Raw genomic sequence first — 21,895 nt, forward strand, 5'->3', positions numbered from 1 at the left:
ATTTGGTTAATACTTAGTTCATTCGTACATTCTTGATAATCGGTCGAGATAGCCTCGAAAGCGGTCTCGCGCCCAGAAGATAGGGAGAATGATCGATGAAGAGCATTATTATCGGTCCTGCGGCTACCGAAAAGGATCGTACAGTTACGCAGCAGATTTTGCTGCGCATTCACGAGCAGATGCCAAAGCCCTCCGAAGACAAAACACAGGTTTGCAACGTATTGCGCCTGTCGAAGGGTGGCTATTCGCACCGCAGACGCAGAATTCATAAACTAGCCTGAGTTTAATTAATCGTATCACGTTTTTCTTCAGCGTCGCTCGCATCCCAGCGCAGCAGGCGCTGCATTTTTTATTTTCCGATATTTGCTGGTCGGCAGTGTCGATCACGGTCTTGTTCCAGCCCTACCCTTTTTAAAAGGTGACGTCTGGGGTAAGGGATAGCAATTGTCTCTCTTCATCCAGACATCAAGGAAATGCTATGCCCTCGCCCGCTCAAACCGACGGACAGCCGGAAAATAAGAAGTCTGGCATCTTTCTGGGGTTATTGACGATTCTGGTGGGCTTCTTCTTCATTCTCTTCATGGGGCTGGGAATCTGGCAGGTGGAGCGTCTGCAATGGAAGCTCGATCTCATCGCAAGGGTCGATGCGCGCGTTCACGCCGAACCAGTTGCAGCGCCGGGTCCGGACGATTGGGCCAACGTCAACCAGAAAGACGATGAATACCGTCACGTCACGCTGACCGGCACCTATCTGAACGACAAGGAGGTGCTGGTCCATGCGCTGACCGAGCGCGGCGCGGGCTATTGGGTCCTGACGCCGATGCGTTCATCCGATGGCGCACTGACTTTCATCAATCGCGGCTTTGTTCCAAGCGACAAGCGCGATCCGTCATCGCGGCAGGAAACGCAGATTGCTGGTGAAACGACCGTAACAGGCCTGTTGCGTATGCCGGAACCTGACGGGTTCTTCCTGCGTCCGAACGATCCGGCGCGCAATGACTGGAATTCACGCGACGTTGCGGCCTTTGCGCGGAAGGAAAATCTGGGATCTGCTGCGCCCTATTTCATCGATGCGGATGCAACAGCTGGCGCGGGAGCGCTTCCCATTGGTGGACTGACGGTCGTGAAATTCCGTAACAGCCATCTTTCCTATGCAATCACATGGTTTGCGCTTGCTGCCATGGTTGCCGGTGCCGCCATTTTCCTCTGGCGGCACGAGCGTAAGTTGAAGAGCTAGATGTGCAACGCGTGGCCGAGCGCTTTCATGCTGGCTTCGGCAAAGCCTTCGCTCAATGTCGGATGTGCGTGGATCGTACCGGCGATGTCTTCCAGTCTTGCCCCCATCTCCACCGCCTGCGCGAAGGATGATGAAAGCTCGGATATGCCGACGCCAACAGCCTGAATACCGAGGATGAGGTGATTATCCGCACGTGCAACGACACGGATCAAGCCGTCTTCACGCTCGATCGTCATTGCCCGGCCATTGGCCTGAAACGGGAAAATGCCCACCTGAATCTCATGACCGGTCTTGCGCACCTCATCCGGCGATAGCCCGACCGTAACGATTTCCGGATCGGTGAAGCAGACGGCGGGGATACAGCGTTTGTCCCAAAGCTGATTGCCGCCTGCGATGATTTCCGCCACCATCTCGCCCTGTGCCATGGCACGATGCGCAAGCATTGGCTCGCCGGTCACGTCACCAATGGCATAGACACCGCGCATGGAAGTGCGGCAGCGCTCGTCGATACGGATGAAACGTCCATCCATATCGAGACGAATTTCACTGAGACCCCAACCGTCGGTCTGCGGCTTGCGGCCCACAGTGACGAGGATCTTGTCGGCCTCGATGGTCTTCGTAGCGCCGTCGGCAGTCAGGACTTCAAGCCCTGCCTCATCCTTCGATAGTCCCTTGGCTGAAGTGCTGGTCAGGACTTCGACGCCGAGCGCCTTCAAACGCGCCATGACCGGACGCGTCAGCTCGGCATCATATTGCGGCAGGATGCGGTCAGTGGCTTCCACCACAGTGACTTTCGCGCCAAGCTTGGCAAAGGCCGTGCCGATTTCCAGCCCGATATAGCCGCCACCGACGATAGCCAGCTTTTCCGGCACCTTTTCCAGCGACAGCGCTTCAGTGGACGAAATGACTTTTCCGCCAAATGGCAGCGCCTGAATTTCAACCGGAACGGAGCCGGTTGCGATAACGATGTTTTCGGCATGGATCGTCTGGCGGCCGGTATCGGTTTCGACCAGAACGGTTTTCCCGTCGAGAAAGCGTGCCTGTCCATGGAACATGCGCACGCGTGACCGTTTCAGGAGACCAGCCACACCGCCATTAAGGCGGCTCACAATGCCGTCTTTCCATTCAAGCGTTCTGGCAAAGTCGATAGCCGGATTCTGCGCCGTAATGCCGAGCGCGCCCTTCGATGCAAAGACGGAAAGGCGGTGGAATTCATCAGCTGCGTGGATCAGTGCCTTGGACGGGATGCAGCCCACATTGAGGCACGTGCCGCCCAGTCGTGTCTTTTCCACCAGCACCGTATCAATGCCAAGCTGGCCTGCCCGGATGCCGCATACATAGCCGCCGGGGCCGCCGCCGATGATCAGGAGTTTGCAGGAAATCTCGCTCATTCGATCAGCCTTCTACAAAAATCATCGCTGGCGTTTCCAGAAGGCTTTTCAGCTTCTGTACAAAAACCGCAGCGTCCCAGCCGTCGATTACGCGGTGATCGAAACTGCACGACAGGTTCATCATCTTGCGCGGCACGAACTGCACTCCGTCCCACATAGGACGCACGGCCATCTTGTTGATGCCGACGATTGCGACTTCCGGGCGGTTGATGATCGGTGTCGTGGCGATTGCACCGAGCGGTCCAAGCGATGTGATGGTGATGGTGGAACCTGTCAGTTCTTCCCGCTTCGCCGTACCGTTGCGCGCCGCGTCAGTAACGCGCGACAACTCAGAAGCTGCAGCGAACACGCTCATGCTTTCCGCATGCCGTACCACCGGCACAATCAGACCGTTGGGCGTCTGCGTGGCGATGCCGATATGCACACCACCAAACTGGCGGATGATGTCGGCCTCGTCATCGAAATGCGCATTGAGACCGGGCTGTTCTTTCACTGCCTTGACGATAGTGCGAATAATGAAAGGCAGAAGCGTCAGACGCGGGCGATCTTCTTTCTTCTCATTGTTGAGGCCGCTACGCAGCTCTTCCAACTGTGTAACATCGACCTCTTCGACGATGGTAATATGCGGAATATGGCGCTTCGCCTCGGCCATGCGTTCGGCAATCTTGCGGCGAAGGCCGATGACCTTGATCTCGTTGACCGAGGTGTCGGTTGCATAACCGGACAGAGCCGGTGACGCGCCTGTTTCCTGCTGGAAAAAGAGGTCCAGATCTTCATGCGTGATGCGTCCCGCCGGACCCGTACCGCGAACACGACGCAGATCGACGCCAGCATCGCGAGCGCGCAGTCTGACGGACGGTGTTGCCAGCGGCCTTTCGCCCTCGCTGCGTATCGGACCCGCACCAGAGAATGCGCGGCTTGTGGCTTCACGCTTGGGGGCAGCCGCTTTTGGAGGAACCGGCGTCTGCAACAGAACCGGTGTTTCGGGAGTTGGTGCCGGTTGCGGCTTGGCCGTTTCAACAGCAGTCGGAGCCGGTTCTTCTGCGTTCCCTTCGGATTTCTCTTCCGTCGCACCGCCCTCGATCTCCAGACGGACGAGTTCAGACCCGACAGCGATCTTCTCGCCGACTTCACCATTGACGGCGATGACCTTGCCGCCGCGTGACGATGGAATTTCCACTGTTGCCTTGTCGGTCATGACGGCTGCGAGAAGATCGTCCTCGCGCACGACATCGCCAACCTTCACATGCCATTCGACCAATTCGGCCTCGGCAACGCCTTCACCAACATCGGGGAGTTTAATTGTAAAATGTGCCATGTTTCCCTCCCCCTCAAGCTTCCATGATGGATGTTAGCGCGCGGCCCACCCGGTCGGGTCCGGGGAAATAGGCCCATTCCTGCGCATGCGGATAAGGCGTATCCCAACCGGTAACGCGGAGGATCGGCGCTTCCAGATGATAGAAGCAATCACGCTGCACGAGTGCGGCAAGCTCTGCGCCGTAACCGCAGGTCAGCGTCGCCTCATGCACGATTACGCAACGCCCGGTCTTCTTCACAGACGCCATGATGGTGTCCGTATCGAGCGGAAGCAGCGTGCGAAGATCGATCACCTCAGCATCGACGCCGGTTTCCTCGGCGGCGGCAAGCGCCACATGGACCATGGTGCCATAGGCAAGCACCGTCACGTCGCTGCCCTCGCGGCGAATGGCAGCCTTGCCTAGCGGCACGGTATAATAGCCTTCCGGCACATCACCGAGATCATGTTTCTTCCAGGATGTCACCGGACGGTCGTGATGCCCGTCGAAAGGACCGTTATAAAGACGCTTCGGTTCGAACATGATAACGGGATCAGGGTCTTCGATGGCCGCCAGCAGCAGTCCCTTGGCATCGGCAGGCGTCGACGGCATGACCGTCTTCAGGCCCGACACATGGGTGAAAAGCGCTTCCGGACTCTGGCTGTGCGTCTGGCCGCCATAGATGCCGCCGCCGGATGGCATGCGGATTACGATAGGACAGGTGAACTCGCCCGCCGAGCGATAACGCAGGCGTGCCGCTTCCGAAACGATCTGGTCATAGGCCGGATAGACATAGTCCGCGAACTGCACTTCGATGCAGGGGCGAAGACCGTAAGCGGCCATGCCGATGGCGGTGCCGACAATGCCGAGTTCGCTGATCGGCGCATCAAAGCAGCGTTCCTTGCCATATTTCTTCTGGAGGCCAGCCGTACAGCGGAAAACACCGCCGAAATAACCGACATCCTCGCCGAACACGACCACCTTCTTGTCGCGTTCCATGGCGATATCGTGGGCGTTCTGGATCGCCTCGATCATAGTCATTTTGGTCATTGATCAGAACCCTGCTTCCTGACGCTGGCGGATAAGATGCGGCGGCGTTTCGGCATAGACATCCTCAAACATGTCGCGCATCGACGGCTTGCGACCGTCATGCAATGTACCAATGGCTTCCGCTTCGCGCTGTGCAGCCACCACCAGATCCATCACTTCTGCTTCGGCCTGCTTGTGACGTTCATCCGACCAGACGCCGCGCTTGATAAGATGGTTCTTGAGCCGCAGGATCGGATCGCCGAGCGGCCATGCGTCGCTTTCGGCCTTCGGACGATAGGCGGATGGATCGTCAGAGGTTGAGTGTCCGCCAGCGCGATAGGTCACATATTCGATGATGGTCGGCCCGAGATTGCGCCGGGCGCGTTCCACAGCCCATTTGGCTACCGCATGAACGGCCAGATAGTCATTGCCATCGACACGTAGGGCAGGAATGCCGAAGCCGTGGCCGCGCGCTGCGAAAGTGCCGGAGCCGCCGCGCGCAATGCCCTGAAAGGTGGAAATGGCCCATTGGTTGTTGACGATATTCATCACCACCGGGGCTTTGTAGGTCGAAGCAAAAACCAATGCGGCGTGGAAATCGCTTTCTGCGGTCGAGCCATCGCCGATCCATGCAGCAGCGATCTTCGTATCGTGGCTGATGGCCGAAGCCATGGCCCAGCCGACGGCCTGCGTATATTGCGTCGCGAGATTGCCGGAAATGGTGAAGAAGCCATGGTCCTGTGACGAGTACATCACCGGAAGCTGACGGCCTTTCAGCGGGTCCTGCTCGTTGGAGAAAATCTGGTTCATCATCGTGACGAGCGGATAATCGTCGGCAATGAGCAGACCGGCCTGACGATAGGTCGGGAAATTCATGTCGCCTTTGCGCAATGCCTTGCGGAAAGCACAGCTGACCGCCTCTTCGCCGAGATGCTGCATATAGAACGAGGTCTTGCCTTGACGCTGAGCCATCATCATGCGGGCATCATAAGCGCGCAGGGTCATCATGTGGCGAAGCCCGTCTTTCAACTCATCATCGGTCAAGGTGCCCGCCCAGGGGCCGACCGCCTCGCCTTCGCGGTTCAGAACACGGATGATGCTGAAAGCCAGATCACGCATCGCTTCCGGCTTTTCGTCGATTTCCGGCCTGCGAACGCTTCCCGCACGCGGGATTTTGACATGGGAGAAATCCGGTGCGTCACCGGGCCGCCACTCCGGCTCGGGAACATGCAGGGATAGTACGACATCATCGCTCATGCGGGTAACCCTCGAAACTGGCCTCGCAACTGGCCTAGGGAACTTACAAAATGTCGAACGGGAGAATATCGGATTGGTTCCGTGCGTTTCGGAAACCCTATCGTCGGCACTGTTGGTCACATCTGCCGACCTTGTTCCTCCCATGCGACATGGCGCCGATTTCCTCCTTCGGCACCATCCGTTTTCAGGGTGGAACGGGTTCAAAAATAAAGCAAGATTATTTTTCGGCCGCTTCGGCACTCTTTTGTGAAACGGGTTCGCTCGTGCTTTGGCAGCAGCTAAGGTGCACCAGACGAAACAAGCTTATTCCCGTGATTTCGATGGGATTTTAAGTGGAATGTTTACCTATCTAGTACCGCAATAATATTGCTTTTGATTGACGAAAACGTCAGTACTTATTGGTACTCTTTCAGCCCTTTCGAGCGCGGTTTTGGTTTCTCACAAACTCAGCATGAGGCGTTTTGTCCAAGTATCCCAGCGAGAATTACGTCCATCAAACGACGCCGATTCTCCAAAAAGAAAAGCCGCACCCGAGGGCGCGGCTTGGTAAGAAGCTGCGAAATATTCGGTTCAGCGGATCGCTTTGCCGTTCGCATCAAACCGATGCGTCTTGCTATCATCAGGCGTAATGAAGATCATGTCGCCTTCGTTGTAGTGATGTTCGCCGAAGAGCCGCACCGTAATCAGGCCCGCAGCTTCGGTTTCGACGTAAAGGATCGTATCGGCACCGAGATGTTCGGCGTGGATGACCTTGCCTTGCCATTTGCCGCTGTCGCGGCTGACGGAAATGTGCTCGGGACGGATACCGACCGTCTTCGCTCCTGCGTCGCCAACACGGGTGCCGTCCACGAAATTCATCTGCGGCGAGCCGATGAAGCCCGCGACAAACAGATTGTCAGGCTTGTTATAGAGTTCCATCGGCGAACCGACCTGCTCGATGCGGCCGGCATTGAGGACAACGATACGGTCAGCAAGCGTCATGGCCTCAACCTGATCATGCGTGACATAGATCATCGTCGCCTTGAGCTCGCGGTGCAACTTGGCGATTTCAAGCCGCGTCTGCACGCGAAGCGCCGCATCGAGGTTCGACAGCGGTTCATCGAACAGGAACAGTTCAGGTTCGCGCACCAGTGCACGCCCGATGGCGACGCGCTGGCGCTGGCCACCTGACATTTCAGCCGGACGGCGACCCAGATAAGGGTCAAGCGACAGCATTGCCGAAGCTTTCGAAACGCGTGTTTCGATTTCAGCCTTGGCCGTGCCTGCCTGCTTGAGGCCAAGCCCCATATTGTCCTTGACCGTCAGGTGAGGATAAAGCGCATAGGACTGGAACACCATCGCGATGCCGCGCTTGGAAGGCGGCGTGACTGTGACATCATCGCCATTGATGAGCACCTGGCCGGAAGAAACATCTTCCAGACCGGCTATGGAGCGCAGCAGCGTTGACTTGCCGCAACCGGAAGGTCCGACGAAGATGATGAATTCGCCGTCCTGCACTTCAAGATTGATATCCTGCAGAACTTCCTGTGCGCCGTAGCGCTTGTGTACCGATTTGAGTAGCAGCGATCCCACGTAACAAATTCCCTTAGAGCATTTCCAGCAAAAGTGCGAAGCGGTTTTGCGTAGGATAATGCGTGAAAACAAAGAGATAGAGCGGTTCCACGAATCCGTTTTAACTGGAACCGCTCTAATTTCTACCGGCTTACAGTTTGACAGGCTGGCCCGAGCGCACGCTTTCATCTGCCGCAAGGCAGATGCGCAGCGATTGCAGCGCGTCATCCATATGTCGGTTGAGATCGATATCTTCGCGAATGGCCTTCAGCATGTAAGCCTGCTCGCGTTCACACAATTCCTGATGTCCGGGCTCGTCGGCCATGGAGAGGTCCGTATCCGGTTTCAGGAACTTTCCATCTGCTCCGCGCTCGGCGCGGTGAACACGGATGGTCGAGGTCTTGGTATGGGCGTCCACATCATCGGATTTGGTCACGGCCTCGTTCATGACGATCGAGACGCAGCCGTTCGGCGAGATGACGTCCTTCACGAAGAAGGCCGTTTCCGACATCATCGGTCCCCAGCCCGCTTCATACCAGCCGACCGTGCCGTCATCGAACAACACTTGAAGATGGCCGTAATTATACATGTCCGGCTTGATCTCGTCGGAGAGGCGCAATCCCATGCCGCGCACTTCCACCGGCTTGGCGTCAGTGATCTGGCACATGACGTCCACATAATGCACCCCACAATCGACAATGGGCGACGTGGTGTTCATCAGGTTCTTGTGCGTCTCCCAGGTTGCGCCACTGGATTGCTGGTTGAGATTCATGCGGAAGACGTAAGGTCCACCGAGCTGGCGTGCCTCGGAAATAAGCCGCATCCACGACGGATGATGGCGCAGAATATAGCCGATGACGAGCTTGCGCCCGTTGGCGCGTGCGCAGTCGATTACCCGACGCGCATCCTCAACCGTCGTTGCCAGCGGCTTTTCCACGAACACATGCGCGCCCTGCTCCAGCGCCGCGACGGCATAATCCGCATGGCTTTCCGAATAAGTAGCGACGCAGGCGAGATCGGGCTTCAGTTCCTTCAGTGCTTCATGGAAGGAAGGATGAATTTCATAGCCTGCCAGTTCATCCGGAACGGCAACCTTGGTGCGATTGACGAGGCCGATGACCTCGAAGCCGGGATTGCGGTGATAGGCCAGTGCATGGCTGCGGCCCATATTGCCGAGACCGGCGGAAAGAACACGAACAGGATTTTGCATTGCAGAACTCATTTTACAGCCCCCGCGGTGATGCCGCGGATCAGCTGCCGCGAGAATATGACGTAAAGGACGAGGATCGGGAACATCGCCAGCGAAAGCGCTGACAGAACCGCATTCCAGTTGGTGACGAACTGACCGATGAACAGCTGCGAACCGAGCGTCACCGTCTTGGTGGCTTCACTTGGCGCAAGGATCAGCGGGAACCAGAGATCGTTCCAGATCGGGATCATGGTGAAAACGGCGACCGTGGCCATGGCAGGCCTGATCAGCGGCAGCACCAGCTTGAAGAAGATCGCATATTCCGACATGCCGTCTATTCGCCCGGCATTCTTCAAATCGTCGGATACTGTTCGCATGAATTCCGACAGGATGAAGATCGCAAGCGGCAGGCCCTGCGCGGTATAAACGAGGATCAGCGCCGTCAGCGTGTTGACCAGACCTGCGGCTACCATGCCTTGCAGCAGTGCAACCGTGCCGAGCCGGATCGGGATCATGATGCCGATGGCGAGATAAAGCCCCATCAGCGTGTTGCCCTTGAAGCGATATTCAGCGAGCGCAAAGGCTGCCATCGCACCGAACAGGATCACAAGGAAGATGCTCACCACCGTGACGATGGTGCTGTTCTGAAAGTAAGTCAGGAAGGAGCCCTGCTTCAGAACCGTTTCATAGCCGATGAGACTGAAACTTTCCGGTGTCGGAAACTGCAGTGGCGTGCGGAAAATCGCATTACGATCCTTGAACGAATTGATCAGCGTCAGCGCCACCGGGAACACGGCGATCAGCATGTAGAAGATCAGGGCCGCATGAACGAGAGTGGTGCGAATGGGCGATGTGCGTGCTTTCGACATGGTCTCGTCCTTCAGAACTGGTAGCGGCGCATGCGGCGCTGGATGCCGAACAGGTAGAGCGACACACCTGCCAGAATGATGAGGAACATCACGGCGGCGATGGTTGCGCCCATGGACGGGTTGCCAAGCTGCAGCTGGAAGCCGAAGAAAGTACGATAAAGGAACGTGCCCAGAATATCTGTCGACTTGTCCGGTCCGGCAAGCGCACCCTGCATCGAATAGACGAGGTCGAACGCGTTGAAGTTGGCAACGAAGGTCATCACCGAGATCAGGCCGATTGAAGGCAGGATCAGCGGCAGCTTGATCTTGAAGAACTGGCTCCAACCGGTGATGCCGTCACATTCGGCCGCTTCGATGATTTCATCGGGAATATTCAGAAGAGCTGCATAGATCAGCATCATCGGAATGCCGACGAACTGCCAGACCGAGACGAGCGACACGGTGACAAGCGCCGTATCCGCCTTGCCGAGCCACGGGCCAAACAGCCATTTGAGACCGACAAGGTCCATCATCCACGGTGCGACGCCCCAGATCGGCGACAGGATCAGCTTCCAGATAAAGCCCACGATCACGAAGGACAGCAGCGTTGGGAGAAAGATCGCCGTGCGGTAGAAGGCAGCAAAACGCAGCTTCGGCAGGGACAGCATGGCTGCCAGCAGAATGCCGATCGGGTTTTGAACAAGCATGTGAATACAAAAGAATATAACGTTGTTTTTCAACGCATTCCAGAAATCGCGTGACCAGTTCGGATCACCGAAAAGTGCCTGGAAATTGGCGAACCCCACAAAAGCGCGCTGTCCGTCGACGACATTGAAGAATGCCTGCCGAAGTGTCTCGATCAATGGCAGCACCATCACCGCCGTATAGATCAGGACGCAGGGCAGAAGAAATACAAGTATATGCCAACGCCTTGGGCGCTTGTGCACAATACCTGTCATGTCGGCAGATTGGCTCATATAGGCATTCGCTCTTCAAGAGCATTTCCAGCAAAGGTATGAACCATTTGCGTTCGGAAATGCATAAAACCGATGGTTAGCGTTCTCGTTCACGAGAATGCGTGCAAACCGGGAAACAATATTTCCCATCCCTGCCCGCTCGCGTCATTTTAAACTGACACGGAATGCACCGATTGCAAAACTGCATGTCGATGCGACAGACGAAAAGATATGGGCGGCGCGCCCCCGCGATCGCCGCCCATATTGTCCCGCGTTTTTACTTCGCAGGCTTGTACCAGCTGTCCAGACCTTCCTGCAGCTTCTTCGCGGCATCTTCCGGCGTCACAGTGCCGTTGATGACGTTGGCCGACTGAACCCAGGTTTCATTTTCTAGGTTCGGCGTGCCACGCGAGAGAATCTGGTAGGTCGAACGAATGGTTGGCTTGCACTTTTCGCGCCAGGAAACGAACTCCTGTGCCAGCGGATCGCTCATTTTCACTGCCGTCGAATTGAGGCTGAAGAAGCCCGGCAGCGCATTGGCGTAGATTTCAGCGAACTCAGGCGAAGATACCCAGTTCAGGAAAACCTTTGCCTGTTCTGCGTGCTTGCTCGAAGCGTTGAGGCCAAGGCCGATATCGTTGTGGTCGGAGATGTAGCAGGTATCGCCTGCATTCTTGACCGGTGGCGGGAAGGCACCCATCTTGAATTGCGCCTGCGTATTGAACAGGCCAATTTCCCACGAACCAGCCGGATAGATGGCGGCGCGGCCAAGCGTGAACAGGTTCTGGCTGTCCGGATAAGTCTGCGCTTCGAAACCGTCGCCCAGATAATCCTTCCACTTGGCAAGAACCTTGAACGGTTCGACCCACTGCGGATCGGTGAGCTTTTCTGTACCGGCGATCAGAGCCTTGCGGCCTTCCTCGCCTTTCCAGTAGGTTGGTCCGATATTCTGGTAGCCCATGGTTGCGGCTTCCCACATATCCTTCGTGCCCATGGCCATCGGGATGTAGGTGCCGTCTGCCTTGATCTTGTCGAGAGCTTCGAAGAATTCGGCTTCCGTGGTCGGAGCCTTGAGCCCCAGCTTGTCGAAGGCTTCCTGATTGTAGATGAAGCCGTGAATAACCGAAGCCATCGGCACGCAGAAGGTCTTTGAACCGTCGTCAGTGCTCCAAGCGGACTTGGCAACGTCGGAGAAGTTCTTCATGCCTTCGAGATCGGTCAGGTCGGAGAGCTTGCCCTTGTTGAAAAGCTCGAGCGACGTGTCGAACGGACGGCAGGAAATAAGGTCGCCGCCTGAACCGGCGTCGAGCTTGGCATTGAGGGCCGCGTTATACTCGGTTGGCGCACTCGGTGCGAAATTGATCTTGATGCCAGGATTCTTGGCTTCAAAAGCCGGAATGATCTTTTCCTGCCAGATCTGCAGATCGTCGTTACGCCAGCTTTCGACCGTCAGCGTGACGTCTTCGGCAAGCGCAGCCGATCCCGACGCCAAAAGCGTGGAACCCAGCAGCATGAGTTTCAACGTATTACGAACCATTTGACCTTCTCCCGTTTTTTAGCGCGGATGCGCAACAGAGGCGAAAGTACGCCAGACCGCTTCAGTACGATCGCTCCTCGCGTTATGGGAAAAGTACCGGCCCCCGCCGGTGATCTCCATCCCTATTCCGCGTGCTCCTCGCCCTCAGCGGCATTGCGCTCCCCTTCTGTTGAAATTAATGCCAAAAACGTACCAATTGTCCAGAGAAGTTTACAACTTTCGCGCATAAAAATTTAAAACAGTCGTTTTTCTCAAATTTTATCAACGAATTAATCAATTTTTTCACAAGCCGACAAATCTGCTTGGTTAATGGTATTTTTTTGGTATCTTCAAGCTGGAGGTATCTTCATGACTGAATTCTTCATTGGCGTCGATGGTGGCGGCACGGGATGTCGCGCCGTGGTGGCGGGTAGCGATGGTGCGATTCTGGGTTCGGGGCGCAGCGGCTCCGCCAATATCGTCACCGATCCGCGAACGGCGCTGATCAATGTGATTGCGGCGATCGATAACGCTTTTGATGATGCCGGGCTGGATAAGGCGCATTATGCGACCAGTCACGCGGTTCTCGGTCTGGCAGGCGGCAATGTCGTGGGTGCAGGCACCCCGATAGAACGCGGCCTGCCCTTCGCGCACTCCAATGTGGAGTTTGACGGCGTGATCGCCCTGCAGGGTGCGCTTGGCGATCAGGACGGCATCGTTGCCATTCTCGGCACGGGCACGGCCTACATCACACGCCGGAGCGGTCGAATTCATTCAGTCGGCGGATGGGGTTTTCCTTTGAGCGATCTCGGCAGCGGTGCGCGGCTCGGTCAAAGCTTGTTGCAGGAAAGCCTGCTCGTGCATGACGGCATTCATCCACGCACACGCCTGACGACCGACCTCCTCAACGAGTTCGACAACAATCCGGATAATCTGGTCGAATTTGCGTGGACGGCGAAGCCCGGTGACTTTGGCAAATATGCTCCACGTATTTTCCAGTATGCGAACGAGGGAGACGCGACAGCGCGGATGTTGCTGGAGCGTTCTGCTGGTTATGTAAGTGAAACGCTTGACGTACTGATCAAACAGGGCGCTGAACGCATCAGCCTGCTAGGCGGCATGGCACCGCTTTATGTGGAATGGCTGCCGCCACACCAGCAGAAGCTTCTGGTAAAGCCCGCGGCGGATGCTTTGACAGGCGCTCTGCAACTGGCCCTCAAGCGATATGGGTCGCAAAATGGAAAGGCGCGCGAATGAGCGGAAATTTCAGCGCTTTCCTGCCCAAGAACCTGCAGGGTTCTGCTCCCTCTTCTGGTGGCCCACTCTATATGCAGCTGCGTCAGTCACTGGAGACTGCGATCCGCGCCGGGCAGCTGGTTGATGGCGAAGCCCTGCCGCCGGAACGCGACATTGCTGAATATGCCAATATCAGCCGTGTGACGGTGCGCAAGGCGGTGGATGATCTCGTCAAGGCCGGGCTTCTCGTGCGCCGTCATGGTTCGGGAACGTTCGTCGTACGCCCGAGCGAGCGCGTGCAGCAGTCGCTCTCGATGCTGACTTCATTTACCGAAGACATGGCGCGTCGCGGCATCACCACGCAATCCCGATGGCTGGAGCGCGGCCTTTACTACCCTTCGCCTGAAGAGATGATGAAGCTGGGCGTTTCCTCGGAAACCCGCGTTGCCCGCCTCGGTCGCCTGCGCATTGCGAGTGACATGCCGCTGGCCATCGAGCGCGCAAGTCTTTCAAGCGAAATCCTGCCCGACCCGGATGCGGTGAAGGGCTCGCTCTATGCCGAGCTGAGCCGCACCGGGTTTCGCCCTGTGCGTGCGGTCCAGCGCATAGCAGCCTGCAACATCAAAGACCCCGACGCACGCATTCTGGGCGTCAAGGAAGGCGATGCGGGTCTGTCCATCGAACGGATTTCGTATCTGCCGTCCGGTCGGGTGGTGGAGTTTACAAAATCACTCTATCGCGGCGATGCCTATGATTTCGTAGCCGAGCTGACAATACCCCAACCTTGAGCGACTTCCATCAAAGAAAACGGCCCGTTTCCGGGCTGTTTTTATTTCATGTCAAAGCACAATCCGACCGGAGTGAAACGAGGATCGATAAGATTATGCTTGAAATAGAGGACGTTAGAGCGCCGATCTGATGTAATCAGATCGAAACGCGCTCTAATGGTGTTTCTTGCCTTCACGAGCCAGATCCGCTGTTGGATCGGCCGCGAGACGCTTGCGCGCCCGGTCATCCATCAGCTCATACCACATGGCGTTGAGCACGGCGAAAGCCGCAGCGAGCGGAAGCCCCAACAACCAGGAAAAATACCACATATCGCTTTCCTTTCTCGGTTGTTCCAAGCGCATCCTGAAAAGTGTGAAACGGTTTTCAGGATGCGCGTTGAAACGAAACTTATAGAGCGCCGATCTGATGCAATCAGATCGAAATGCACTCTAGTAAGCGTGATTGCTGTCGTCTTCGATCATGTCCTTATCGACCTTGCCCCACAGGACCTTGTAAACCCAGGACGTGTAGACAACGATCAACGGCAGGAAGATGAGCGTCACAACCAGCATGATGAACAGTGTCATATGGCTGGAAGACGAATCCCATACCGTCAGGCTTGAGCGCGGATCGAGCGACGATGGCAGAATGAACGGGAACATCGACACGCCGACCGACGAAATAATGCCGAAGATCGACAGCTTTCCGAACAGCAGCGGGGCTAATTCACGACGGCTACGCAATGCGATGAAGACCGCCAGTGCCCCCAAAATGCCGAGCGCCGGAGCGATCAGCAGGACAGGATAGTTCACATAGTTGGTGAACCATGCACCGTGATCCAGTTCCACAGTCTTGCGCAGCGGATTGGATGGCCCGTCGGTGACGATGGCGCTCGTGATCCGGTAACCCGAAACCCAGAACCAGCTGACAACCCCAGCCAGCACATAGAGCACGACAGTCAGAAGAGCTGCGATGCTGCCGTAGGACCGGGCACGCGCCTGAATATCCCCGGTCGTCTTCAGCATCAGCCAAGAGGCGCCATGCATGCAGAGCATTGTCACCGAAAGCACGCCGCAAAGCAGTGCAAACGGATTCAGCAGACCGAAGAACGAGCCTTCATAGAATATCTGAAAGTCGTCGGCGATACGGAATGGAACGCCCTGTAGGACATTGCCGACGGCAACGCCGAAGATAAGAGCAGGAACGAAACCGCCGATGAAAAGCGCCCAGTCCCAGCCTCTCCTCCAGGCCTCACTCTCGCGCTTGGAACGATATTTGAACCCGACCGGACGCAGGATGAGTGCGAACAGGATGACAAACATCGCCAGATAGAATCCGGAGAAAGACACCGCATAGAGCTGTGGCCAGGCGGCGAAAATAGCACCGCCCCCGAGGATCAACCAGACCTGATTGCCTTCCCAGACGGGGCCGATCGTGTTGATGATGATGCGTCGCTCGACATCGGTTTTGCCGACGACGGGCATGAGTATGTCGACACCAAGGTCGAACCCGTCCATCGCGGCAAAAGCGATCAGCAATACGCCGAGCAGCACCCACCAGATGAGACGCAGGGTTTCATAGTCCAACAAATCGCTGAGTATCATGATCCTTACTCCGCAGGTGCGATGCTGGCCGGGGCGAGCATTGCTTCCGGCTTGCTGTCGGGTTCAGGTCCAGCCTTGATAGCACGGATCATCAGGCCCATCTCGATGATGAAGAGAACCGTATAGATCGCCACGAAACCAAGTATGGTCAGCAGCACTGTGGATGCTCCGAGATTGGAAACCCCAACTGCCGTCGGCAATATGCCTTCGATAACCCATGGCTGGCGGCCAAACTCCGCGACGATCCAGCCCATTTCGGCTGCGATCCACGGTAGCGGTATCGCAAACACGGCAATCCGCAACAGGAACGGATAACGGTCGAGTTTACGACGCGCAGACAGCACGAAGAATGTGCCCGTCAGCAGGATCAGGAAGAAGCCGATGCCGACCATGATGCGGAAGGCCCAGAACAGGGGCAGGACACCGGGAACGGTATCGTTTGCGGCCTGTGTGATCTGTGCGTCGGTTGCCTGACGCGGATCGTCGACATAGCGCTTCAGCAGAAGCGCATAGCCCATCCACTGACTGTTATCGGCAAAGACGTCCTTCACTTCCTGCGGAACGGCATTCGTGTCGCCAGCCGCACGGATTTTCTGCAAGGCGTCATAGGCGACGATGCCATTGCGGATATGGTTCTCCGCACTTTCAACAAGATCGTTGATGCCCTGAATTGGGGTGGTGAGAGAACGCGTACCGATCAGGCCCATGACCCATGGAATATGCACCGCGAAGTGAGTTTCGCGTGCTGCCTGATCCGGGAAACCGAATACGGTGAACGAAGCCGGAGCCGGTTCTGTTTCCCACATGGCTTCAATCGCCGCGATCTTCATCTTCTGATGTTCGTTGGCCAGATAGCCGCTTTCGTCACCAAGGACGACGACGGAAAGAGTTGCGGCAAGACCGAACGATGCTGCAATGGTCATCGAGCGCTTGGCGAGTTCTACCGAGCGTCCCTTGAGCAGATACCAGGCCGAAACACCGAGGACGAAAACAGACGCGGTGACATAACCGGCAGAAACCGTATGCACGAACTTGGCCTGCGCGACCGGGTTCATCAGCACTGCGAAGAAATCGGTGATTTCCATACGCATGGTTTCGGGATTGAATGCCGACCCGACCGGATTCTGCATCCAGCCATTGGCGATCAGAATCCACAGTGCCGAGAAGTTGGAACCTGCCGCGACCGCATAAGTCGCCATGAGGTGCCCGACTTTCGACAGGCGATCCCAGCCGAAGAAGAACAGACCTACGAAGGTTGCTTCAAGGAAGAAAGCCATAAGGCCTTCGATAGCGAGCGGTGCGCCGAAGATGTCGCCGACATAGTGGCTGTAATAACTCCAGTTCATGCCGAACTGGAATTCCATCACGACGCCCGTCGCGACGCCCATGACAAAGTTGATGCCAAACAGCGTACCCCAAAATTTCGTCATCTGCCGCCAGATGAGTCGCCCCGTCATCACGTAAACGGTTTCCATGATGGCAAGCAGCACGGAAAGACCCAAGGTCAGAGGTACGAAGAGGAAGTGATAAAGTGCCGTGATTGCAAACTGCAATCGCGACAGGGAGACAATATCGAGTTCCATCTCTTTAAGCCGGTAACCCGGCCCTCCTGGTGTTATGAGCGGCGCTTCAGCGCGGCCCCCTTTTGAAAACGGCGGCTTCCTGGAAACCGTACTCCGCTTCAATTTCAAATATCGGTCCAGATATGGACACGGACTTCAAATCATTTCCATGTCCGCGCAGCTCACCTCATGGTTTCGAGGATTTCGCCGAAGCGCGGCGAACTCTTACTTACAGACTCAACTAGAGCGCCTTGATTTAAAACAATGATCCGTTCGCAAATTCGCGCTTCGCGACTAATATGCGTTGCGATCAGCAATGCGCGCGAACCTGCTCTCGCCTTGAGGCGATCGAGAACATCCTGTGCGGTTGCGTTATCGAGACCTTCGGTCGGTTCATCCAGTAGCCAGAGCGGCGCATCGGTCAGGAAAAGCCGCGCCAGGACCAGACGACGTGCTTGCCCGCCCGAAAGCCCCAACCCGCCCTCACCCAGCATTGCGTCCAGTCCGGCAGGCAATTCATCGATAAACGCGCCAAGGCCCGCAGCCCGCAAAGCGTCAATCAGTTCCTCATCGCTCGTATCGGCACGCGCCAGCCGGAGATTGTCGCGAAGACTATCCTGAAATAGCTCTGTCCGTTGCGTGAGAAGGCGCGCGGGCAAAACCGAAACGCTGCCCTGATCAGCCGGAATTTCTCCGGCAAGGAGATTGAGCAAGGTCGATTTGCCTGCGCCGCTTGTGCCGACGATGGCAATACGCTCGCCCGCTGCAATATCGAGATTGAGGTTTTTGAGGGCATCGTGATCAGCGCCCTCGTGACGAACCGACACGTTTTTCAGATGAACCGCTGCGCCATTCTCAGGTTTTTTGGGTGCAGCCAGTTCAGCGTCATCGTTCAGTTGAGGTGCAACTCGCCTGGCAGCAAGTATCGTGCGCCCAAGTTCCATCGCGCCGCGCCGCAATGCTGAAAACGGCTCCATCGCACCAAGAATGATAAGCATTCCGAGCGCTGCGACGGGCGCACCGATCATTCCTGACTGCATCAGCAAACCAACGGCAACAAGGCCGCCAGCAAGCAATGCGGCATGAACGATCCCGAAACCAGCCCCGGTAGTGATCTCTATGCGATTAAGCTTGCGATCCGAAGCGGCGACATAGCCGTCTGCACGGACCAAAGCCAGCTTCTGATCTTCGAGGCGCCCAGCCATAAGAAGTTCAGTCTGCCCCGCAACGAGATCGACAGTGCGGGCGCGCAGTGCTTCCGTACCTTTTGCACGTTGTCGCATGGATTTTTCGGAACGACGAGCCGCAGCAAGCGGAAGGCCCAAACCGGCAACAAGCAGGACAAGAGCAACCAGCAACCCGAAAAGGGGGCTCATCAGGCCGAGAGCGATGCCAGCCACAAGCGCGGTAGCGAGTGCAGCACCGACAGGCACCACCACGCGCAGATAAAGCGAGTCGAGTGCATCAATGTCTGCCGTCAGGCGGAACAGAAGACGCGCAGGGCGCTTCAATAGCGCGTTTGCAGCGGTCGGGCGCGCCCAGCTACGGAACAGCTTTTCGCGCAGTGCGGCAAGGATCGCAAGCGTTGCATCATGGGTGACGAGCCGCTCCAGATAACGCGAACCGGTACGCAGGATCGCCAGCAGACGAATACCGGCTGCAGGAGCGAACACATCGAACACAACCGCCGTCGCCATGCTCAAGCCCGCAATCGCCGTTGCCGTTATGAACCAGCCTGACAGGCCGAGAAGAGCGATACCGGCAAGGACCGTTACAGTAGCCGTCGCTATACCCGCAAGAAGTGCTGTCCCCTTGGTGCGGAAAAAGAGGCGCAGGATCGGTTGCAACGATTGAAAACCGTTCATTCTGCCGCCCTCCTCTGCCAGACAGGATCGTTATCCACGCTGCCGTCCAGACGGACGATACGGTCCATCCTGCGGGCAAGGGTTTCGTCATGGGTAGCGACGATGAGCGTCTTGCCTTTGGCTAGCCTGAGAAGGCTGTCGGCAATGACCTTCGCGGTTTCCTGGTCAAGATGGGCTGTAGGTTCATCGGCCAGGATAATATCGGCATTGAGATCAACTGCCGCTCGAGACAGCGCCAGCCGCAGGGCTTCGCCGCCGGATATTCCCGCACCGTTCTCGCCGATGAGACTGTTGCCGGTGACACCCAGAACATGACCGAGCGCCATGTCATCAATGATGGCTTTGGTGGTTTCCACATCGGCTTGCCGACCGAGCGTGATGTTCTGACGAGCAGAACCGGCAAAGATATGTGGCTTCTGTCCGATCCAGCTCATCCTTGAGCGAAGCGCCTCTGCCGTATCGTCGGCCAACCCGATTCCACCGATTTCGATTTGGCCAGTTTGAGGAGCCGTCAGCCCGGCAACAAGAGCCAGAACAGTCGATTTCCCATAGCCGCTCGGCGCCAGCAGAGCCACGTGTTCGCCTGCCGCAATATCGAGATTGAATGCCGTGAGAACCTTGCCCCCAGTCCCATAACCAAAGTCGATATTGTGTAGAGTTACGGTAGGAGCATCACCAGTTGCTGCGTGGCTTCCAACCTTGCCGACAATTGGCATCGGATGTTCAGCCAGCTTTTCCAGTGCATCAATTGAAGCTTCGCCCGATGCACGGTCGTGCCAGACCGCTGAAAGATCGCGTAATGGTTCGAAGAATGCAGGCGATAGAAGCAGGACGAAGAGACCCTCGGCCAAAGTCAGCTTATGGCCCCACGCTCCGAAGTTGAGCTGGCCCAGCAGATGGAAGCCGATATAAACCGCGACCATGGCAACGCCGATAGCAGCGAAGAGTTCAAGCACAGCCGAAGACAGAAATGCGATGCGCAGGACAGACATCGTCTTGGAACGCAAGGTTTCGGCGTTCTGGCGCAGCCGGCTCGCCGTCGCGTCCACGGCATGGAATGTGCGAATGGTTGCAAGGCCGCGCAGGCGATCAAGCAGAAAGCCGTTCATTCCGCCAAGGGCAACGAGTTGCTTTTCGCTGGCGGCCTTTGCGCGCCAGCCGATCAATGCCATAAAGATCGGTATCAACGGTGCGGCCACCATCAGGACAAGTGCTGCAGCCCAGGAATACCAGAGTACGACGGCAAGTATTGCGAATGGGGTCAGCATCACGCGGATGCGGACCGGCACGAAGCGCGAAAGATAAGGAACGACCATTTCCGCCTGTTCGGCAAGAATACTTGCCGCCTCACCGGATGACAGGCGCGTCACATCAAGCGGTGAACGTTGCGCAAGCGCTGAAACAGCATTGGTTCGAAGTCGGGAAAGTTCCAGTCGGGCGGCGTCGAAAGCTTTGGTAGCACCTGCACTATCAAGAAGGCTGCGCAGACAGCCGAGAACGAATATGCCCGCCGCGCTGTAATAGATGGAATTATCGAAGCCGGTGTCGGCCAGTCGTCCGATTGCGTATGCGAGAATGCCCGCTTGCGGCAGCCACAAAAGTGCGGCTAACGCCTGAAGATATGCCCCCCGCTTCAGCAAAGACGGAACAGGACGACGCTGCGAGCGGCGCGAACGTTGTTGGTCGCTTGCCGCTTCGCCGTCTTCTGCCGTCAAAGTTTCCGTTCGGGGGACAACGGACGTCACTCTCTCTTAGGCTCCTTTTTGGCCGATGTTCGCCCGCGTCCGAGCGCCACGATCCTGTCCGTGGTTTCAAGGAAGCGGGTCACCTTGGCGCCAAGCGCCAGAAGACTTGTCAAACGGTCGGTATCGAGTCGCTTGACGTCGTCGTACCAGTTGGTCAGCCTTTCGATCAGGCCGTACATGTCCTTCATGCGATCCTGCGCATAAAGATCGCTGTCGCCTTTCGGCTGCTCCATCAGGATTTCACGCAGAACCGAGAGCGTGGGATCGATCTCGCGCTTCTTGCGCTCTTCAGCGAGCGTGCGCAGAATCTGCCACACATCGTCGGGCGTCGTGAAGAAATCGCGGCGATCACCGGGAATGTGCTTCAGCAGCACCAGATTCCAGCCCTGCAATTCACGAATACCCATGGACACATTCGAACGTGACACACCGAGAGCATCGACGATCTGGTCAGCGCAAAGAGGCTCAGGCGACACGTAAAGCAGTGCATAGATCTGCCCCACGGTGCGGTTGATGCCCCAACGGCTGCCCATTTCTCCGAAGTGGAGCACGAACGACTGAACGATTGGCGACAATTCCAAAATTCTCTCTCCCGTAAATTCTGAACTTTCAGAAATTACTGAAATTCAGATAATTCAAATGGCTTGAACCTTCAATCCGTTTGTCCCGGGCGAAAGCCCGAATGGACAATTGGCCGCAGCCCCGGACACTCCTCCAAATGCCCGAAAACACGATAGGCCACCGCTTCCGCTCCGCAGTCGGTGGGCAGTCAAGCCAGAGATTCGGCAAATGGCAGATAATGTTTCCGATCGGCAGGATAGCCGGTCTTGAAGCGAACTCCAAAAC

At 56.7% G+C, this 21,895-nt stretch carries 19 protein-coding genes; 4 read left to right on the forward strand and 15 right to left on the reverse strand.

Going from position 1 to position 21,895, the window contains the following annotated elements:
• Positions 1–95: 95 nt before the first annotated feature.
• Both AC1RHM_RS13750 and AC1RHM_RS13755 read left to right on the forward strand, forming a co-directional pair.
• On the forward strand, positions 96–281 hold the full coding sequence (locus AC1RHM_RS13750; protein ID WP_010658754.1) for a hypothetical protein: 186 nt from the start codon (positions 96–98) through the stop codon (positions 279–281).
• Positions 282–478: 197 nt separating this feature from the next.
• Positions 479–1,237 (forward strand): SURF1 family protein, encoded by a 759-nt coding sequence (locus AC1RHM_RS13755; RefSeq protein ID WP_010658753.1) that lies wholly within the window; start codon positions 479–481, stop codon positions 1,235–1,237.
• Here AC1RHM_RS13755 and lpdA read toward each other — a convergent pair.
• From lpdA to AC1RHM_RS13800, 9 genes are all read right to left on the reverse strand, one after another.
• Positions 1,234–2,628 carry a dihydrolipoyl dehydrogenase gene (gene lpdA, locus AC1RHM_RS13760; protein WP_010658752.1) on the reverse strand — a complete coding sequence of 465 codons (1,395 nt, stop codon included), beginning with the start codon at positions 2,626–2,628 and terminating at the stop codon, positions 1,234–1,236. The two genes, AC1RHM_RS13755 and lpdA, sit on opposite strands and share 4 nt — an antisense overlap.
• Before the next feature lie 4 nt (positions 2,629–2,632).
• Positions 2,633–3,946 carry a dihydrolipoamide acetyltransferase family protein gene (locus AC1RHM_RS13765; protein WP_010658751.1) on the reverse strand — a complete coding sequence of 438 codons (1,314 nt, stop codon included), beginning with the start codon at positions 3,944–3,946 and terminating at the stop codon, positions 2,633–2,635.
• Between the two features lie 13 nt (positions 3,947–3,959).
• A complete protein-coding gene (locus AC1RHM_RS13770) occupies positions 3,960–4,973 on the reverse strand; it encodes an alpha-ketoacid dehydrogenase subunit beta (protein ID WP_010658750.1) in 1,014 nt (337 codons plus the stop codon).
• A gap of 3 nt (positions 4,974–4,976) precedes the next feature.
• Positions 4,977–6,209, reverse strand: coding sequence for a 3-methyl-2-oxobutanoate dehydrogenase (2-methylpropanoyl-transferring) subunit alpha (locus AC1RHM_RS13775; RefSeq protein ID WP_010658749.1), 1,233 nt, complete (start codon positions 6,207–6,209; stop codon positions 4,977–4,979).
• Positions 6,210–6,779: 570 nt separating this feature from the next.
• Entirely contained in the window at positions 6,780–7,781 is a 1,002-nt protein-coding gene (locus tag AC1RHM_RS13780) for an ABC transporter ATP-binding protein (RefSeq protein ID WP_010658748.1), read from the reverse strand.
• A 130-nt stretch (positions 7,782–7,911) separates the two neighbouring features.
• On the reverse strand, positions 7,912–8,982 hold the full coding sequence (locus tag AC1RHM_RS13785; RefSeq protein WP_012092947.1) for a Gfo/Idh/MocA family protein: 1,071 nt from the start codon (positions 8,980–8,982) through the stop codon (positions 7,912–7,914).
• The gene (locus AC1RHM_RS13790) at positions 8,979–9,818 is read right to left on the reverse strand and encodes a carbohydrate ABC transporter permease (protein WP_010658746.1); all 840 of its coding nucleotides are present in this window, start codon (positions 9,816–9,818) and stop codon (positions 8,979–8,981) included. The genes AC1RHM_RS13785 and AC1RHM_RS13790 overlap by 4 nt, the downstream gene beginning before the upstream one ends.
• An 11-nt stretch (positions 9,819–9,829) precedes the next feature.
• Positions 9,830–10,774: a carbohydrate ABC transporter permease gene (locus tag AC1RHM_RS13795; protein ID WP_010658745.1), complete on the reverse strand. Its 945-nt coding sequence runs from the start codon at positions 10,772–10,774 to the stop codon at positions 9,830–9,832.
• Between the two features lie 256 nt (positions 10,775–11,030).
• Positions 11,031–12,290 (reverse strand): ABC transporter substrate-binding protein, encoded by a 1,260-nt coding sequence (locus AC1RHM_RS13800; RefSeq protein WP_010658744.1) that lies wholly within the window; start codon positions 12,288–12,290, stop codon positions 11,031–11,033.
• Positions 12,291–12,638: 348 nt separating this feature from the next.
• Between AC1RHM_RS13800 and AC1RHM_RS13805 the strand changes: the two genes are divergently transcribed.
• Complete coding sequence (locus AC1RHM_RS13805; protein WP_010658743.1) at positions 12,639–13,526, forward strand: glucosamine kinase nucleotide-binding domain-containing protein; 888 nt, start codon at positions 12,639–12,641, stop codon at positions 13,524–13,526.
• Entirely contained in the window at positions 13,523–14,293 is a 771-nt protein-coding gene (locus AC1RHM_RS13810; RefSeq protein WP_010658742.1) for a GntR family transcriptional regulator, read from the forward strand. Before AC1RHM_RS13805 ends, AC1RHM_RS13810 begins: the two co-directional genes overlap by 4 nt.
• A gap of 153 nt (positions 14,294–14,446) precedes the next feature.
• Here AC1RHM_RS13810 and cydX read toward each other — a convergent pair whose 3' ends face one another.
• From cydX to AC1RHM_RS13840, 6 genes are all read right to left on the reverse strand, one after another.
• Positions 14,447–14,602 carry a cytochrome bd-I oxidase subunit CydX gene (gene cydX, locus AC1RHM_RS13815; RefSeq protein ID WP_029375948.1) on the reverse strand — a complete coding sequence of 52 codons (156 nt, stop codon included), beginning with the start codon at positions 14,600–14,602 and terminating at the stop codon, positions 14,447–14,449.
• Between the two features lie 120 nt (positions 14,603–14,722).
• Positions 14,723–15,877, reverse strand: a complete 1,155-nt coding sequence (gene cydB / locus AC1RHM_RS13820; protein ID WP_010658740.1) for a cytochrome d ubiquinol oxidase subunit II — start codon at positions 15,875–15,877, stop codon at positions 14,723–14,725.
• A gap of 5 nt (positions 15,878–15,882) precedes the next feature.
• Complete coding sequence (locus AC1RHM_RS13825; protein ID WP_010658739.1) at positions 15,883–17,460, reverse strand: cytochrome ubiquinol oxidase subunit I; 1,578 nt, start codon at positions 17,458–17,460, stop codon at positions 15,883–15,885.
• 161 nt (positions 17,461–17,621) lie between these two features.
• A complete protein-coding gene (cydC, locus tag AC1RHM_RS13830) occupies positions 17,622–19,304 on the reverse strand; it encodes a thiol reductant ABC exporter subunit CydC (protein ID WP_151576593.1) in 1,683 nt (560 codons plus the stop codon).
• On the reverse strand, positions 19,301–21,049 hold the full coding sequence (gene cydD, locus AC1RHM_RS13835; protein WP_029375947.1) for a thiol reductant ABC exporter subunit CydD: 1,749 nt from the start codon (positions 21,047–21,049) through the stop codon (positions 19,301–19,303). The genes cydC and cydD overlap by 4 nt, the downstream gene beginning before the upstream one ends.
• Positions 21,046–21,630, reverse strand: a complete 585-nt coding sequence (locus AC1RHM_RS13840) for a GbsR/MarR family transcriptional regulator (protein ID WP_012092941.1) — start codon at positions 21,628–21,630, stop codon at positions 21,046–21,048. Before AC1RHM_RS13840 ends, cydD begins: the two co-directional genes overlap by 4 nt.
• Positions 21,631–21,895: the final 265 nt, after the last annotated feature.

This window comes from Brucella sp. GW823-FHT04E01, from assembly GCF_058796175.1.